Genomic DNA, 16,225 nt, shown 5'->3' on the forward strand with positions numbered 1-16,225 from the left:
AGATGCTCGAACATCCTCGCAAATAACTCAAAAATCTGGCATTGACTTTTGGCACGCTGTTGAGTTCTCAAGGAACGGACGCTTCCTTCAAACCCCTCTCAGGGCCCTCCGGGCGTTCCCTTCGCTGCTCACCGCGCCGGGCCCGGTCCGAGCAGCTGGGCTGCTCCCGGTTCCCCTTGCGGCGATGACGTAAACGTACTGGAGTGGAGCGCCCAGATGCAAATCCGGGCGCTCCACCGGGAGATGGGAGCTAGACCTCCATGACCACGGGCATGATCATCGGCCTGCGCCGGTAGGTGTCGGAGACCCACTTGCCCACCGTGCGCCGCACCAACTGCTGGATCTGGTGGGCCTCGACGACGCCGTCCTGGGCCGAACGGGCCAGGACCTCGTTGATCTTCGGGATGACCGTGGCGAAGTCCGAGTCCTCGATGCCGGAGCCGCGGGAGTGGATGCTCGGCCCGCTGACGATCTTTCCGGTAGTGGTGTCGACCACCAGGAGCACCGAGATGAAGCCCTCGTCTCCCAGGATGCGACGGTCCTTCAGGCTGGACTCCGTGACATCGCCGACGGAGAGGCCGTCCACGTAGACATAGCCGGCCTGGACCTTGCCCGCGATCCTCGCCTTGCCGTCGACCAGGTCGACCGCCACGCCGTCCTCGGCGATGACGATGCGCTCGGCGGGGACGCCCGTCATGGCACCCAACTCCGCGTTGGCACGCAGGTGTCGCCACTCGCCGTGGACCGGCATCAGGTTCCTGGGCTGGCAGATGTTGTAGAAGTACAGCAGCTCGCCGGCCGAGGCGTGTCCCGAGACGTGGACCTTCGCGTTGCCCTTGTGGACCACGTTGGCGCCCCAGCGGGTGAGGCCGTTGATCACGCGGTAGACCGCGTTCTCGTTCCCCGGGATCAGGGAGGACGCCAGGATCACCGTGTCGCCCTCGACGATGCGGATCTGGTGGTCGCGGTTGGCCATCCGGGACAGGGCGGCCATCGGCTCACCCTGCGAGCCGGTGCAGACCAACACCACCTCGTGCTCCGGCAGATCGTCCAACGCCTTGACGTCGACGACGAGGCCCGCCGGCACCCTGAGGTAGCCGAGGTCGCGGGCGATGCCCATGTTGCGGACCATCGAACGGCCGACGAAGGCGATCCGTCTGCCGTGCTCGTGCGCGGCGTCCACGATCTGCTGGATGCGGTGGACGTGGCTGGCGAAGCTGGCCACGATGATCCGCTTCTCGGCGCGCGCGAAGACCTGGCGCAGTACCCCGGAGATCTCGCGCTCGGGGGCGACGAAGCCGGGGACCTCCGCGTTGGTGGAGTCGGAGAGCAGCAGATCGATGCCCTCCTCCCCCAGCCGGGCGAACGCGCGCAGGTCGGTGAGGCGACCGTCGAGCGGCAGTTGGTCCATCTTGAAGTCGCCCGTGTGGACGACCATGCCGGCCGGGGTGCGGACGGCGACGGCCAGGGCGTCGGGGATGGAGTGGTTGACGGAGACGAACTCGCAGTCGAAGGGGCCGATGCGCTCCCGATGCCCCTCCTTCACCTGGAGGGTGTAGGGGCGGATGCGGTGTTCCTGGAGCTTGGCCTCCAGGAGGGCGAGCGTCAGCTTCGAACCGATCAGTGGGATGTCCGGCTTCTCCCGCAGGAGATAGGGGACGCCACCGATGTGGTCCTCGTGCCCGTGGGTGAGCACGATGCCTTCGATGTCGTCCAGCCGGTCCCGGATGGAGCTGAAGTCCGGCAGGATCAGATCGATGCCGGGCTGTTCCTCTTCGGGAAAGAGCACTCCGCAGTCGACGATGAGCAGTCGGCCGCCGTACTCAAGAACGGTCATGTTGCGGCCGATCTCGCCCAGGCCGCCGAGCGGGGTAACGCGGAGGCCACCCTCAGGGAGCTTCGGCGGTGGGCCGAGTTCTGGATGGGGATGACTCAAGAGACTCTCCTGACCACGCGCGCCACTGCCCGGTGACGGGGGCACGTGGCGCGCGTGACTGTGTGCATGGGTCGGTATTCAGTTATCACCAATGTGCGCGACAGTGCGCGAACGTGTGCGTCGCGTGCGTGGCACGCGGACTAGATCTGTACCCCACCGGCGGCCAGATCCCTCTTCAGCTGCTCCGTCTCGGCCTCCGTGAGACCCACGAGCGGCAGCCGCAGCGGGCCGCCGGGGAGGCCGAGGAGGGCGAGCGCGCCCTTGGAGGTGATCACTCCCTGGGTGCGGAACATGCCGGTGAAGACCGGGAGCAGGCGCTGGTGGATCTCGGTGGCCTTGGCGACGTCGCCGCCGGTGTGGGCCTCGACGAGGGCGCGCAGCTCGGCCGTGACCACATGGCCGACGACGGAGACCAGGCCGACCGCGCCGACGGACAGCAGCGGCAGGTTGAGCATGTCGTCGCCCGAGTACCAGGCGAGGCCCGTGGTGGCGATCGCCCAGCTGGCGCGGCCGAGGTCGCCCTTGGCGTCCTTGTTGGCCACGATCCTGGGGTGCTCGGCGAGCCGGACCATCGTCTCCGTGTTGATCGGGACGCCGCTGCGGCCGGGGATGTCGTAGAGCATCACCGGCAGTTCGGTGGCGTCCGCGACGGCGGTGAAGTGCTGGTACAGGCCCTCCTGCGGGGGCTTGTTGTAGTAGGGGGTCACGGTCAGCAGACCGTGGGCTCCGGCTCGTTCCGCGAAGCGGGCCAGCTCGCAGCTGTGCCGGGTGTCGTTGGTACCGACGCCGGCGACCACGTGGGCGCGGTCGCCCACGGCCTCCACCACGGCCCGCACCAGCTCGGTTTTCTCACCGTCGGTGGTGGTGGGGGACTCGCCGGTGGTCCCGTTGACGATCAGCCCGTCGTTGCCGGAGTCCACCAGGTAGGTGGCCAGCCGCTGGGCGCCCTCAAGGTCGAGCGATCCATCCCCCGAGAAGGGCGTGACCATGGCGGTCAGAATCCGCCCGAAGGGGATGTCAGGAGTGGAGGTCGGAGCCATGGTGTCCACGCTACTCGTAGCTCGGGCCGCCGTGGCCCATCGGGGCTGGCAACGTGTGGAACCCGGCGCTGCTTGCTCGGGGGTTCAAACAGCGCCGGGCCCGTTCAATCACCCTAGATGAACTTCGCGAAATGTCGCAATACGGACACCTCCAGTGGTGATCCGGCTCAGGGGGCGACCCGTCCGTTGGCGTTGAACGCGGCGTGGGTCAGCGGCATCAGGCGGGCCCACTCGGCCTCCATCAGCTCGGCGACCATCTCGATCTCCCGCTGCGGGAAGGACGGCACCCTCGCCCGCTCGTCCTTGGTCCGCAGACCCAGGAAGTGCATCAGGGAACGGGCGTTGCACGTCGCGTACATCGTCGAGTAGAGCGCGACGGGCAGCGCGGCCCTGGCGACCTCGCGGGCGACGCCGGCCTCCAGCAGCTCCTGGTACGCGGCGTAGGACTGGCGGTAGGAGTCCTCCAGGACCTTGCCGACCAGGGCGTGCTGCTCGGCCGATCCGGCGACGAACTCGTACTTGCCCGGGCGGCCCCGCTGCACCAGCGGACGGCGCTCGTCCGGCACGTAGAAGACCGGGGCCAGCTCCCGGTACCGGCCGGACTCCTCGTTGTACGACCAGCCGACGCGGTGGCGGTGGAACTCGCGGAAGACGAAGATCGGCGCGCTGACCAGGAAGGTCATCGAGTTGTGCTCGAACGGGCTGCCGTGCCGGTCGCGGAGCAGGTAGTTGATCAGCCCCTTCGAACGCTCGGGGTCCCTGCCGACTTCCTCCAGCGAACGCTCCCCCGCGGTGGAGACCCGGGCGGCGAAGAGCACGTCGGTGTCCGAGGCAGTGTGCTTGACCAGCTCCACCGTCATGTCGCTACGGAATCGGGGGGTGTCGGTCATCGGCGGTCCTTCCGGCGGGGCGGTGCGAGCGGCACCCACCCTAAGGGGGACCACTGACAGTCCCCTGAATCCGGTCTCAAAAGGGACTCATCGTTCGAGGTGTGGACTCTTCCCTTGATATTTTCAGATGCAACACCAATGGAGGAAGGGAGCGTTCCGATGGTGGACTTCCATCACTCCGAGTTCACGTGGCGGGGCGACCAGGGATGGCAGGACGGCCAGGGAACGCCCACGGCGCCGCGTCGGCGCCCCTCGGCGGCTCGGATACTGGGCGGGGCGCTGGTCGCGATGGTGCTCATATCCGGACTGGTCGGGGCGTTGCTTCTGGCCATGCCCGCGCTGGAACCGGAGGACCGGACGGCTCCCGACGCACCTGAGGCGGCCGAGAGTCGCTGAGCGCGGTAGCCTCACCGTTCGCAGGAGTTCATCCCGTCATGTGATGTGCTTGTGAGACGAACGAGGACGAGCCGTGCCCCTGACTTTTCTCTCCGCCGAGCACGACGCGCAGAGCAGCCCGACTGACGCGCCGTTGCCCCACGGGCAGCCGGACAGCTGGCGGCGGCCCTACCGCCCCGGTCCGTGGCGGGTGGGTGGGGCGGCGATCACATTGCTGCTCGCCGCCTATCTGCTGATCTCGGCCGTGATCATCGCCGCCGCCGGTCCCCCGACCGGCGCGACCGTCACCGCGCTCTGCGCGGTCGCCTCCGTGACCTTCGCGCTCCGCCTGCTGCGGATGGGCCTGTGGGTGAGCCCGCGCGGCCTGCGCCGGGTCGGGCTCTTCTGGACCCGGACGCTGCGCTGGCGCGACATCGGCGAGGTCCGCACCGTGCAGCAGCCGGTGAAGTGGCTCGGGCTGCCCAGGAGCGTGCAGGGGCAGGCCGTCGTGATAGAGCCGAGGCAGGGCGAGCCCCTCCGGCCGCTGGTGACCGACCACAGCGCCGACTTCCTCAACCGGCCCGAGCCGTTCGAACGGGCCGCCGACGTGCTGGAGGCGTGGGCCGCGGAGCATCGCGTTGAGGGGGGCGGGCGGGGGCGGTAGTGGCTTGCCGCCGGTTGGCGGGGGCGACCACGGAAGTGGTGGGTCGGGCGCCGTGGTCGTCTACCGGTGGTCGCTGGTTCTCGCGCAGTTCCCCGCGCCCCTGGGTCCGGGGGCTGGGGCCGGCAGGAAACTTTGCGTGACTGGGCGGGCGGCATCGCGGCGCCGCAGTCCGGGCAGTCCGGCCGTCTACCGGCCATCAGTGGTTCTCGCGCAGTTCCCCGCGCCCCTGGGTCCGGGGGCTGGGGCCGGCAGGAAACTTTGCATGGCTGGGCGGGCGGCATCGCGGCGCCGCAGTCCGGGCAGTCCGGCCGTCTACCGGCCATCAGTGGTTCTCGCGCAGTTCCCCGCGCCCCTGGGTCCGGGGGCTGGGGCCGGCAGGAAACTTTGCGTGACTGGGCGGGCGGCATCGCGGCGCCGCAGTCCGGGCAGTCCGGCCGTCTACCGGCCGTCAGTGGTTCTCGCGCAGTTCCCCGCGCCCCTGGGTCCGGGGGCTGGGGCCGGCAGGAAACTTTGCATGGCTGGGCGGGCGGCGTCGCGGCGCCGCAGTCCGGGCAGTCCGGCCGTCTACCGGCCGTCAGTGGTTCTCGCGCAGTTCCCCGCGCCCCTGGGTCCGGGGGCTGGGGCCGGCAGGAAACTTTGCGTGACTGGGCGGGCGGCATCGCGGCGCGGCAGTCCGGGCGGTCCGGCCGTCTACCGGTCGGCGCCAGTTCTCGCGCAGTTCCCCGCGCCCCTGGGTCCGGCGTCAGGCGGGGTCGCGTCGTTCTTCGTGTTTCCGGGTGGGGCGGTCGGCGTGGAGGGCGATGGCGTGTTCCATCGTGCGACGGGCCCTGGGGGTGTCCCTGGCGTCGTGGTAGGCGACGGCCAGGCGGTACCAGCAGCGCCAGTCCTCGGGGCGTTCCTCCACCTCGGTACGGCGCCTGGCGAACGCCTCGTCCGCCGCGTCCCTGTCGATCCGGCCGCTGGGCGTGCGCGGCAGGTCGTCCACCGCGAGGCCGCCCTCGGCGTCCAGCTCCCGGCCGAGCCGGTTGGCGTGCAGCACGAAGCGGAGGCTGCGCCACAGGAACCAGCCGCCGATCAACGGCAGGGCCATCACCGCCACGCCGAGCGTGACCGTGACCCAGGTGCCCTCGCGGATCAGTAGCACCGCCCGGTGCGCGGCCAGCGCGAGATAGCCCACCAGCAGCACGCTCACCACGGCGTAGCCGACCTTGGCGACCACGGTCAGCCGTCCAGATCCAGAAAGTGTTCGAGCCCGAAGGTCAGCCCCGGCGTGCCGACGACCCGGCGCACGCCGAGCAGCACGCCCGGCATGAACGAGGAGCGGTTCATCGAGTCGTGGGCGATGGTCAGGACCTCGCCCTCGTCGCCGAAGCGCACCTCCTGGTGGGCGACCAGGCCGCGCAGCCGCACCGCGTGGACCGGGACACCGTCCACCGACGCGCCGCGCGCGCCGTCGAGGGCGGTGGTGGTGGCGTCCGGCTGGTCGCCGAGGCCGGCCGCGCGGCGGGCTTCCGCGACCAGTTGGGCCGTCCGCACGGCGGTGCCGCTGGGCGCGTCTGCCTTCCCCGGATGGTGGGACTCGACGATCTCGACGGACTCGAAGAAACGCGCCGCCTGCCGCGCGAACCGCATGGTGAGCACCGCGCCGATGCCGAAGTTCGGAGCGATCAGCACCCCGATCCCCGGCGCCTCGGCCAGTTGCCCGCGCAGCGTGGCCAGCCGTTCGTCGGTCCAGCCGGTGGTGCCCACGACGCCGTGGACGCCGTGGGCGACGCAGAACGCCAGGTTCTCCATGACGGCGTCCGGATGGGTCAGCTCGACGGCCACCTCCGCGCCCGCCTCGGTCAGGGTCTCCAGCCGGTCGCCACGGCCGAGCGCCGCGACCAGCTCCAGGTCGTCGGCTGCCTCGACCGCGCGCACGGCCTCGGCGCCCATGCGTCCCTGGGCGCCGATCACGGCCACCCGCTGCTTGCCCATGGTCCGGTCCGTTCTCTCGTGTTCTTGTGGTTTCCCGCGCCGCCGCTCAGCCCGTGACGGCGGCGGAGAGCCGGCCCGCCTGGCGGTCGTTGAGACGGCCGATGACGGAGAGGGAGGGGCGCTGGCCGAGCACGTCGGCGGCGACCTCGCGCACCTCTTCCGGGGTGACGCTGGTGATGCGTTCCAACAGCCCGTCGACGGAGAGCTGTTCGCCCCAGCAGATCTCGCTCTTGCCCAGCCGGTGCATCACCGAGCCGGTGTCCTCCAGGCCCAGCACGGTGGAGCCGGCGAGCTGGCCGATCGCCCTGCGGGTCTCGTCCTCGTCGATGCCGTGCTGGGCGACCTCGGCGAGCTGTTCGCGGCAGATCTTGAGCACGTCGTCCACCTGCCCGGGGCGGCAGCCGGCGTAGATGCCGAAGAGGCCGCAGTCCGCGTAGCCGGAGGTGTGGCTGTAGACGCTGTAGGCGAGGCCGCGCTTCTCCCTGACCTCCTGGAAGAGCCGCGAGCTCATGCCGCCGCCCAGCGCGGTGGAGAGCACCGACAGCGCCCAGCGGCGGTCGTCGTGGCGGGAGACTCCCGGCATCCCGAGCACGAGGTGGACCTGCTCGGTCGCACGGTCGAGCAGGTCGACGCGGCCGGCCGACTCCAGGACGTGCCGGCCGCCGCGCGGCGACGCGGGGCGGGCGTCGGGGGCGCCGGGAAGCACCCCGGAGCGCTCGAACGCGGCCCGCACCCGTGCGACGACCTCGTCGTGGTCGACCCGGCCGGCCGCGGTGACCACCAGGCGGGTCGGGTCGTAGTGGGTCCGGTAGAACTCCGCGATCCGGTCCCGGTCCAGGGCGTTGACCGTCTCCTCCGTGCCGAGCACGGGACGGCCGAGCGGGGTGTCGCCGAGCAGGGTGTGGGCGAAGAGGTCGTGCACGCCGTCGCCCGGGTCGTCGTCGGTCATCGCGATCTCCTCCAGGATGACCCCGCGCTCCGCCTCCACCTCCTCGGGCGCGATCAGGGAGTCGGTGAGCATGTCGCACACCACGTCGATCGCCAGCGGCAGGTCGGCGTCGAGCACCCTGGCGTAGTAGCAGGTGAACTCCTTGGTGGTGAACGCGTTCATCTCGCCGCCCACCGCCTCGACCACCGAGGAGATCTCCAGCGCGTCGCGCCGCTGGGTGCCCTTGAAGAGCAGGTGCTCCAGGTAGTGGGTGGCGCCGTTGAGCTCGGCCGACTCGTCGCGTGAACCGACCTGCGCCCAGATCCCGAACGTGGCCGAACGGACCGCGGGCACGGACTCGGTGACCACCCGCAGTCCGCCGGGCAGGACCGTCCTGCGGACGGTGCCGGCGCCGCCGCCGGCCGCGGGCCGGGGGGTGCCGGCATGGCGCTGACGGGGCACGGCCCGCCCCACCGCGAGGGTGGGGCGGGCCGTCGTGCCACGAGGGGAACGGGTCACTTCTCGGCTGCGTCCTTCTCGTTCTTCGACTCGCCCTCGGCGTCCTCGGCCTCGTCGAGGACCGGGATCAGGGAGAGCTTGCCGCGCTGGTCGATCTCGGCGATCTCGACCTGGACCTTCTGGCCGACGCCGAGCACGTCGTCGACGTTCTCCACGCGCTTGCCGCCGGCGAGCTTGCGGATCTGCGAGATGTGCAGCAGCCCGTCCTTGCCGGGGAGGAGCGAGACGAACGCGCCGAACGTGGTCGTCTTCACCACGGTGCCCAGGTACCGCTCGCCGACCTCGGGCATCGTCGGGTTGGCGATGCCGTTGATCGTGGCGCGGGCGGCCTCGGCGGCCGGGCCGTCGGCGGCGCCGATGTAGATGGTGCCGTCGTCCTCGATGGTGATGTCGGCGCCGGTGTCCTCCTGGATCTGGTTGATCATCTTGCCCTTGGGGCCGATGACCTCGCCGATCTTGTCCACCGGGATCTTCACGGTGATGATCCGGGGGGCGTTCGGGGACATCTCGTCCGGGACGTCGATGGCCTCGCTCATCACGTCCAGGATGTGCAGCCGCGCGTCCCTGGCCTGCTTGAGCGCGGCGGCCAGCACGGAGGCGGGGATGCCGTCCAGCTTGGTGTCGAGCTGGAGGGCGGTGACGAACTGCCGGGTGCCGGCGACCTTGAAGTCCATGTCGCCGAAGGCGTCCTCGGCACCGAGGATGTCGGTCAGCGTCACGTAGTGGGTCTCGCCCTCGACCTCCTGGGAGATCAGGCCCATGGCGATGCCGGCGACGGGGGCCTTGAGCGGCACACCGGCGTTCAGCATGGACATGGTGGAGGCGCAGACCGAGCCCATCGAGGTCGAGCCGTTGGAGCCCAGCGCCTCGGAGACCTGACGGATGGCGTAGGGGAACTCCTCGCGGGTGGGCAGCACCGGCGACAGCGCCCGCTCGGCGAGCGCGCCGTGGCCGATCTCGCGGCGCTTGGGCGAGCCCACGCGGCCGGTCTCACCCGTGGAGTAGGGCGGGAAGTTGTAGTTGTGCATGTAGCGCTTGCGGGTCACCGGCGAGAGGGTGTCCAGCTGCTGCTCCATGCGCAGCATGTTGAGCGTGGTGACGCCCAGGATCTGGGTCTCGCCGCGCTCGAAGAGCGCCGAGCCGTGCACCCGCGGGATGGCCTCGACCTCGGCGGCCAGGGTGCGGATGTCGGTGACGCCGCGGCCGTCGATGCGGACCTTGTCGCGGATCACGCGCTCGCGCACGACCTGCTTGGTCAGCGAGCGGTAGGCGGCGGAGATCTCCTTCTCGCGCCCCTCGAACTGGGAGAGCAGCTTCTCGGCGGCGACCGCCTTGAGGCGGTCCAGCTCGGCCTCGCGCTCCTGCTTGCCCGCGATCGTCAGCGCGCGGGAGAGGTCCTCGCGGACCGCGCTGCTCAGCGCCTCGAAGACGTCGTCCTGGTAGTCCAGGAAGATCGGGAACTCGCCGACCGGCTTGGCGGCCTTGGCGGCGAGGTCGGACTGGGCGCGGCAGAGGACCTTGATGAACGGCTTGGCGGCCTCCAGGCCGGCGGCGACCAGCTCCTCGGTCGGCGCCTGGGCGCCGCCCTTGACCAGCTCGATCGTCTTCTCGGTCGCCTCGGCCTCGACCATCATGATGGCGACGTCGCCGTCGGCCAGGGTCCGGCCGGCGACGACCATGTCGAAAACGGCCTCCTCCAGCTCCGAGTGGGTGGGGAAGGCGACCCACTGGCCGCGGATCAGCGCCACCCGGGTGCCGCCGATGGGGCCGGAGAACGGCAGCCCGGCGAGCTGGGTGGAACAGGAGGCGGCGTTGATCGCGACCACGTCGTAGAGGTGGTCGGGGTTGAGCGCCATGATCGTCTCGACGATCTGGATCTCGTTGCGCAGGCCCTTCTTGAAGGAGGGGCGCAGCGGGCGGTCGATCAGCCGGCAGGTGAGGATCGCGTCCTCGGAGGGACGGCCCTCGCGCCGGAAGAAGGAGCCGGGGATCTTGCCGGCCGCGTACATCCGCTCTTCGACGTCGACGGTGAGCGGGAAGAAGTCCAGCTGGTCCTTCGGGTTCTTCGAAGCCGTGGTCGCCGAGAGGACCATGGTGTCGTCGTCGAGGTAGGCGACGGCGGAGCCGGCGGCCTGCTTGGCGAGCCGGCCGGTCTCGAAGCGGATGGTGCGGGTGCCGAAGGCGCCGTTGTCGATCACGGCTTCGGCGTAGTGTGTCTCGTTCTCCACCTTGGTGTTTCTCCTCTTCTCCGCGCTCGCCACGGGGGCGGCGCGTGTGGGTGGAGCACCTCCCGACGGGCCGGCCATCGATCGAAGCCTCCGGGACGCCGCCCGGAAGCCACTACCGAAGACCGGCGGCGGTGTGAAGGCGCTCCGCCTGTGTCCTAGTGGGTGTGCTGGTCACCAGCCTACAAAGGGGACGGTGACCCAGCCCGTTCTCCACCGCCCGGGGGCGATCCCCGGATACGGCGAAGGGAGCGGCCCCGCGTGGGTGACCGCTCCCTGTCGGGCGTACTACCTGGCGCCCGCCGCGCCGCGGCGGATGCCGAGCCGCTCGACCAGCGCACGGAAGCGCTGGATGTCCTTGCTGGCCAGGTACTGCAGCAGACGGCGGCGCTGGCCGACCAGCAGCAGCAGACCACGACGGGAGTGGTGGTCGTGCTTGTGCTTCTTCAGGTGCTCGGTGAGGTCGGAGATGCGGCGGCTGAGCAGCGCGACCTGGACCTCGGGGGAGCCGGTGTCGCCCTCCTTGGTGGCGAACTCGGCGATGATCTTCTGCTTCGTGGCGGCGTCGAGAGACGACACACGTACTCCTCGTGGTGGTTTGATCGTCAGCCACCGAGTGCCCCTGGTCTGAACCACAGGAGGGCTTCCGGAACTCGGGAGGCGGAGTCCGTTGAGCGCTTCCTCCGGAGACTTCCGGGGGCGCGTACGCAAACGGCCGTTACGCAGGCTACAACAGGTTGGCTCGCCGGGGCACATCGGGTCGGTCGGACCCACGCCGGGGCGGAACGATCATACCCTCGCCGGTCGACCCGTGGCGCCCCGGTCACGGACGGTCGCGTTCCGGCGTGCGCGCGCCCCGGGCGGCTCCGGCGCGCGGGGGAAGGGGTGCGCAACTTCTGCCCGGAGCCGGGAATTTGGCGGAACGGTGCCCCTTCCCGAGCCATTCGGTGCCGCATGTCGACGGCTTATGCTGCTGGGGTGACTTCGACACAGCAGGGCGCACGGCAGGGGCTCACGCCACGGCAGGCCCGCCGGTTGCGGATGGGGATCGCGGCGGGAGCCATGGTCGCGATGGCGGTGGTGCTGGTCGTGCGGCTGGGGGACGGCTCCTCGCTCCAGTCCATAGGGCTCTACGGCGCCGCCTTCGTGCTCTCCGGCGCCGTGATCGAGATGAGCCGCAGGGGCAGGACCCGGCTCGGGATGGCCGTGCTGGTGGCGGGCTTCGCCCTCGTCCTCGGCCTCGACTGGTACCTCTAGGACCGGTCGGGCCCGGGCGCCCGCGCGCGGCGCCGTGACAGTGTGCCGCGTTACGATCACCTAGGGGGTTCGGCGGAGGGCCGTTCGCCCGTTACGTCTTCGGCAAGGTCACCAGAGGAAGCAGGGGTGTTGGGCTGTGGCCACGACTGAGACTCCGGAAGAGATCGCCGCGCGCAAGGAGCGCGAGAAGAACGAGCTGTACGCGCTGGACATCTCGGGTGTCGAGTGGCTGAGCGCCCCGGGGGGGCCGGAGGACGAGAAGGTGGAGATCGCCTACCTCCCCGGCGGCGGCGTCGGCATGAGGAACTCGAAGGAGCCGGAGACCGTGCTGCGGTTCACCGCCGCCGAGTGGGAGGCGTTCGTGCTGGGCGCCAGGGACGGCGAGTTCGACATCGACTGACGCCCGGGCCGCGGCGGCCGGGGTCAGCGGCGGACGCAGGTGTAGGTGCCGAAGAGGCGCCCGTCGTAGTGCGTGTGCGTGATGTCGAAGCCCGCGGCGTCGAGCATCGGCTCCAGCAGCCAGCGGTAGGTGCTGTGTTCGGTACGGATGTGCTCGGCGTAGTCCTCGGCGGTGTAGCCGGCCCGGGGATCGACGCCGGCGCCGGCGAGCCAGGCGGTGAAGACGTCCTCGGCCTCCTCGGGGGCGAAGTCGTAGACCAGGTCGCGCATCCTGAGCACCCCTCCGGGGCGGAGCAGCGCGGCGACGCGGGCCAGCGCCTGGGTCTTCCAGAAGTCGGGCAGCTGGTGCAGCGCGTGCCGGGTGTGGACGGCGTCCACGGGCGGCCCCTCGTGCCGGTAGCCGAGGAAGCCCGCGCGGACCGTCTCCACGTTGCCGAGGCCGCCCTCGGCGACGCGGCGGGTGAGGACCTCCACCATCGCGGGCGAGACGTCCACCGCGACGACGCGGGCGAAGTGCCCGGCCGCGGCCAGCGCGAAGCGGCCGGTGCCGGCTCCGAGGTCGACGACGGTCGCCTCGTCGCCCACGCCGTTGTCGCGGAGCGCGGCGATGTCGTCCGCGGGGTCGGGGTAGCCCTGCTTGCGGTCGAAGTGGGCGACGAACACCTCGTCGAGGTGTTCGGGTCCCGCGTGGGCCAGTTCGTCGATCATCCACGGGTGCGTCATGCGCGGGACCCTGCCACACGCGGAAGGCGGAACGCCGCCCGTTTTCGCGATGGCGCGGCGCCCGTGCGGGTACAGGGGAGGACTAGGGGAGTTGGACCGGGACGATTAGGGTGAGGGTGGGCGCGGCACGAGACGCGTGGAACGTGGAACACCGCCCCGCACCGGTGCCCCGGGGAGGCGCCTGGGACATCCGGCCCGTCCGCGCGCGCAGCGGCCCCGAGAGGTGCGGAGCAGACGAGCAACACCAGCAGCGGGAGGCGTCGTGACCAGCGATCGGGACCAGGTTCGCACCACCGGGGAGGCAGACTCCGGTGCCGAACAGCCCGATGACGAGCTCCTTGAGGAGGAGTCGGAGCACACCGGGCAGTTCACCATCGACTACACCCCGCCCGCCTGGTACGCGGGGGGCGGCGCCGGTGGCCAGGCCGAGAGCCGGGAGAAGGCGGACGCCTCGGGGCCCGCCGCGCCGGCCGCTCCGACGGGCCCCGGCGGCGCACCGCCCTTCCCCGGCCCGCCTCCCACCGCACGGCCCGAGCCCGCCGAGCCCCGGCCCGCCGCCTCCGGACCCGCCGCCTCCGGACCCGCCGCTTCCGGGGCCGCCGCCTCCGGGGCCGCCGGTGAGGGCGAGGAGGAGACCACGTCCGACGACGGCGACCTCGTCAGCGGCGCCACGATGCAGATCTCCGCGGCGGCCGTCCGCAAGGCCCTGGGCGAGCAGCGGTCGGACGACCCGCGGGAGAGCGGGTCGAAGGACGGCGGGTCGAAGGACGGCGAGCCCGCCGGGGGCGTCGTGCCGCCACCGCTGCCCGAACCGCCCACCCCGCCGGCCGCCCGGTCGGCAGCTCCCCCACCGCCCGCTTCCGGGCTGCCCGGCGGACTGCCGCCGCTGCCGCCCGACTTCCAGCTGAAGCCGCCGACCCCCAGCTCGCCCCCGCCGCCCTCCCCCGTGGCGGGCGAGGCGCCCGGCGGAGCTCCCGAGCCGCCCGGGATCGAGGTGGAGTTCGCCAAGCCGCCCGAGGAGCCGCAGTTGAACGCCGGGAAGCCGCCCGAGGACTCGGGCCCCCACTCACCGCCGCCGGGGATGCCGCTGCCTCCCCCGCCGCCGGCCCGCACCTCCGAGGACCAGGGCGAAGACGCCGGGGATGAGGGGCCGGCCCGACCGGCCCCGTTCGCCGGCCCCACCGGGTTCCCCAACAACGCGGCGCCGTGGGCCGCTCCGCCGAAGCCCGCAGGCGACAGCGCCCCCGGGCGGGACGCCGACGCGCGCCCCGGCCCGGCCGACGGCTGGCCCTCCCCGCCCGACCCGACCTCAGGCGGGCTGGTGGCCCAGCCGCCCACGGCGGTCGGCAGCTGGCCCGCGCTGACGCAGGACGGCCCGCCGCCCCGCGAGGAGCAGGGCTCCGAGCCGCCGCAGCCGCCGGCCGGCCAGCCGGCGCCCTGGGGCGCACCGCCCGCCGCCGTCCAGCCGCCCGCCAACCAGCCGGCGCCGCCCGGGCCGTGGGGCGCGCAGCCCGAGGAGCGCGCGCCGGAGCCCCCGCCCGGGCCCACGCCCTGGGGCGCGCCCCCCGCGCCCCCGGCGCCCGGCGCTCCCGGCCAGCCGCACCCGTCGGCGCCCCAGCAGCAGCCCCCCGGGGCGGCCCCGGGCGCCGGGTTCCCCGGGGCCGGCCCGTACTCCGGGCCGCCCGCGCTGCCGGGGCAGCCGAGCCCGCCGAGCCAGCCGGGCCCGTCTCCGCACGAACACCGCCCCTACCCGTCCCAGTTCAGCCTCGGGCAGGACCAGTCCGCGCAGCGGCCGGGCGGCCCCGGCGGCTTCCCCGGGCAGGCGCCGCCGGAGCCGCAGCCCCAGGGCTACGGCTACCCGCAGCCGCCGGCCCAGCCCGGCCCGCCGTTCCCGCCGCAGCCGGGGCAGTCCGGCCAGCCGGGCCAACCGGGCCAACCGGGCCAACCGGGCCAACCGGGGCAGCCGTTCCCGCAGGCCCAGCCGGGGCAGCCGGAGCAGGGCCAGGCGGCGCTGCCACCGCCGCAGCAGTACCCGGCCGCTCCCGGCGGCGAGGGCCCGTACTCGAACCAGGTGCAGCCCGGTGCGCTCGGCTACACGGCTTCCGTCGAGCTCTCCTCCGACCGGCTCATCCAGAGCAAGCGCGCCAACAAGCAGCGTTCGCAGCCGGCCAGCAAGCCCGGGTCGCGCTTCCGGATCGGCGGAAAGGCCGCCGAGGAGGAGCGGCTGCGCAAGCTGAACATCATCCGCACCCCCGTGCTCTCCTGCTACCGGATCGCGGTGATCAGCCTCAAGGGCGGCGTCGGCAAGACGACGACGACCACCGCCCTCGGCGCGACCCTGGCCAGCGAGCGGCAGGACAAGGTCATCGCGATCGACGCCAACCCGGACGCCGGCACCCTCGGCCGCCGGGTGCGCCGCGAGACCGGCGCCACCATCAGGGACCTGGTGGGCGCCATCCCGCACCTGAACAACTACATGGACATCCGGCGGTTCACCTCGCAGGCCCCCTCCGGTCTGGAGATCCTCGCCAACGACGTGGACCCGGCCGTCTCCACCACGTTCAACGACGAGGACTACCGCCGCGTCATCGACGTGCTGGGCCAGCAGTACCCGGTGATCCTCACCGACTCCGGCACCGGGCTGCTCTACAGCGCGATGCGCGGGGTGCTCGACCTGGCGCACCAGCTGATCATCGTCTCCACGCCCTCGGTCGACGGCGCCAGCAGCGCCAGCACCACGCTGGACTGGCTGGCGGCCCACGGCTACGGCGACCTGGTGCGGCGCAGCATCACGGTGATCTCCGGGGTGCGGGAGACCGGCCGGATGGTCAAGGTCGAGGACATCGTGGCGCACTTCCAGACCCGCTGCCGGGGCGTGGTGGTGGCCCCGTTCGACGAACACCTGTCGGCCGGCGCCGAGTTGGACCTGGACCTGATGCGGCCCAAGACCCGGCAGGCGTACTTCGAGCTGGCCGCGCTGGTCGCGGAGGACTTCTCCCGGATGCAGCAGGAGCAGGGGCTGTGGACGCCGGACGGGGGGATGCCGCCGCAGGTGGCGCCGCCGCTGCCGGGGCATCCGACGCCGCAGGGCTACGGCTACCCGCAGCAGGCGCCCCCGCCCCCCGGCTACGGCTACCCGGGGCCGACGCCCCAGGGCTACGGCTATCCGCAGCCTCCGCAGCAGCCGGACGGCCCCGGCGGCTACCCCGGCGCGCCGCAGCAGCCGGGCGCCTGGCGCCCGCCGAGCCCCCCACAGAGCTGAGCGCGCCCGCGCCGGCGGGCCCCGGGAGGG

General features: G+C 72.2%; 14 protein-coding genes. 5 read left to right on the forward strand and 9 right to left on the reverse strand.

From position 1 onward, the window contains the following. Positions 1–250: 250 nt before the first annotated feature. The 3 genes from FH715_RS21070 to thyX form a co-directional block, all read right to left on the reverse strand. Positions 251–1,936 carry a ribonuclease J gene (locus FH715_RS21070; protein ID WP_139647692.1) on the reverse strand — a complete coding sequence of 562 codons (1,686 nt, stop codon included), beginning with the start codon at positions 1,934–1,936 and terminating at the stop codon, positions 251–253. Between the two features lie 140 nt (positions 1,937–2,076). After that, complete coding sequence (gene dapA, locus FH715_RS21075; RefSeq protein ID WP_139647694.1) at positions 2,077–2,976, reverse strand: 4-hydroxy-tetrahydrodipicolinate synthase; 900 nt, start codon at positions 2,974–2,976, stop codon at positions 2,077–2,079. 167 nt (positions 2,977–3,143) lie between these two features. Further along, on the reverse strand, positions 3,144–3,866 hold the full coding sequence (thyX, locus tag FH715_RS21080; protein WP_139647696.1) for an FAD-dependent thymidylate synthase: 723 nt from the start codon (positions 3,864–3,866) through the stop codon (positions 3,144–3,146). A 159-nt stretch (positions 3,867–4,025) separates the two neighbouring features. Here thyX and FH715_RS21085 point away from each other — a divergent pair, with 159 nt between their 5' ends. Beyond that, the gene (locus FH715_RS21085; protein WP_139647698.1) at positions 4,026–4,262 is read left to right on the forward strand and encodes a hypothetical protein; all 237 of its coding nucleotides are present in this window, start codon (positions 4,026–4,028) and stop codon (positions 4,260–4,262) included. A gap of 73 nt (positions 4,263–4,335) precedes the next feature. Continuing rightward, entirely contained in the window at positions 4,336–4,905 is a 570-nt protein-coding gene (locus FH715_RS21090) for a Csu type fimbrial protein (RefSeq protein WP_139647700.1), read from the forward strand. A gap of 742 nt (positions 4,906–5,647) precedes the next feature. Here the strand turns inward: FH715_RS21090 and FH715_RS21095 are convergent. The 5 genes from FH715_RS21095 to rpsO all read right to left on the reverse strand — a co-directional run bounded on the left by FH715_RS21095 (position 5,648) and on the right by rpsO (position 11,133). Beyond that, positions 5,648–6,124, reverse strand: coding sequence for a tetratricopeptide repeat protein (locus FH715_RS21095; RefSeq protein ID WP_139647702.1), 477 nt, complete (start codon positions 6,122–6,124; stop codon positions 5,648–5,650). Between the two features lie 2 nt (positions 6,125–6,126). Continuing rightward, positions 6,127–6,882 carry a 4-hydroxy-tetrahydrodipicolinate reductase gene (gene dapB, locus FH715_RS21100; RefSeq protein ID WP_139647704.1) on the reverse strand — a complete coding sequence of 252 codons (756 nt, stop codon included), beginning with the start codon at positions 6,880–6,882 and terminating at the stop codon, positions 6,127–6,129. Between the two features lie 46 nt (positions 6,883–6,928). Next, positions 6,929–8,329, reverse strand: coding sequence for a M16 family metallopeptidase (locus FH715_RS21105; protein WP_139647706.1), 1,401 nt, complete (start codon positions 8,327–8,329; stop codon positions 6,929–6,931). Continuing rightward, positions 8,326–10,557 (reverse strand): polyribonucleotide nucleotidyltransferase, encoded by a 2,232-nt coding sequence (locus FH715_RS21110; protein ID WP_139647708.1) that lies wholly within the window; start codon positions 10,555–10,557, stop codon positions 8,326–8,328. Before FH715_RS21110 ends, FH715_RS21105 begins: the two co-directional genes overlap by 4 nt. Before the next feature lie 285 nt (positions 10,558–10,842). Next, entirely contained in the window at positions 10,843–11,133 is a 291-nt protein-coding gene (gene rpsO / locus FH715_RS21115) for a 30S ribosomal protein S15 (RefSeq protein WP_097233090.1), read from the reverse strand. A 399-nt stretch (positions 11,134–11,532) separates the two neighbouring features. On the opposite strand from rpsO, the gene FH715_RS21120 reads away from it, so the two are divergent. Then, positions 11,533–11,811: a hypothetical protein gene (locus tag FH715_RS21120; protein WP_245880745.1), complete on the forward strand. Its 279-nt coding sequence runs from the start codon at positions 11,533–11,535 to the stop codon at positions 11,809–11,811. A 136-nt stretch (positions 11,812–11,947) separates the two neighbouring features. After that, entirely contained in the window at positions 11,948–12,211 is a 264-nt protein-coding gene (locus FH715_RS21125) for a DUF397 domain-containing protein (protein WP_139647710.1), read from the forward strand. Positions 12,212–12,234: 23 nt separating this feature from the next. Here the strand turns inward: FH715_RS21125 and FH715_RS21130 are convergent, their stop codons facing one another. After that, complete coding sequence (locus FH715_RS21130) at positions 12,235–12,933, reverse strand: class I SAM-dependent methyltransferase (protein WP_139647712.1); 699 nt, start codon at positions 12,931–12,933, stop codon at positions 12,235–12,237. A gap of 262 nt (positions 12,934–13,195) precedes the next feature. Between FH715_RS21130 and FH715_RS29375 the strand changes: the two genes are divergently transcribed. Further along, positions 13,196–16,195, forward strand: coding sequence for an SCO5717 family growth-regulating ATPase (locus tag FH715_RS29375; protein ID WP_170184786.1), 3,000 nt, complete (start codon positions 13,196–13,198; stop codon positions 16,193–16,195). Positions 16,196–16,225 lie beyond the last annotated feature (30 nt).

This window comes from Streptomyces sedi (assembly GCF_006335015.1).
GTDB classification, from domain to species: domain Bacteria; phylum Actinomycetota; class Actinomycetes; order Streptomycetales; family Streptomycetaceae; genus Streptomyces; species Streptomyces sedi.

Excerpts from the sequence above, each read along its gene's own strand:
- dapA (WP_139647694.1), bottom strand. The coding sequence starts at position 2,976 with ATGGCTCCGACCTCCACTCCTGACATCCCCTTCGGGCGGATTCTGACC.
- thyX (WP_139647696.1), bottom strand. The coding sequence starts at position 3,866 with ATGACCGACACCCCCCGATTCCGTAGCGACATGACGGTGGAGCTGGTC.
- FH715_RS21085 (WP_139647698.1), top strand. The coding sequence starts at position 4,026 with ATGGTGGACTTCCATCACTCCGAGTTCACGTGGCGGGGCGACCAGGGA.
- FH715_RS21130 (WP_139647712.1), bottom strand. The coding sequence starts at position 12,933 with ATGACGCACCCGTGGATGATCGACGAACTGGCCCACGCGGGACCCGAA.
- dapB (WP_139647704.1), bottom strand. The coding sequence starts at position 6,882 with ATGGGCAAGCAGCGGGTGGCCGTGATCGGCGCCCAGGGACGCATGGGC.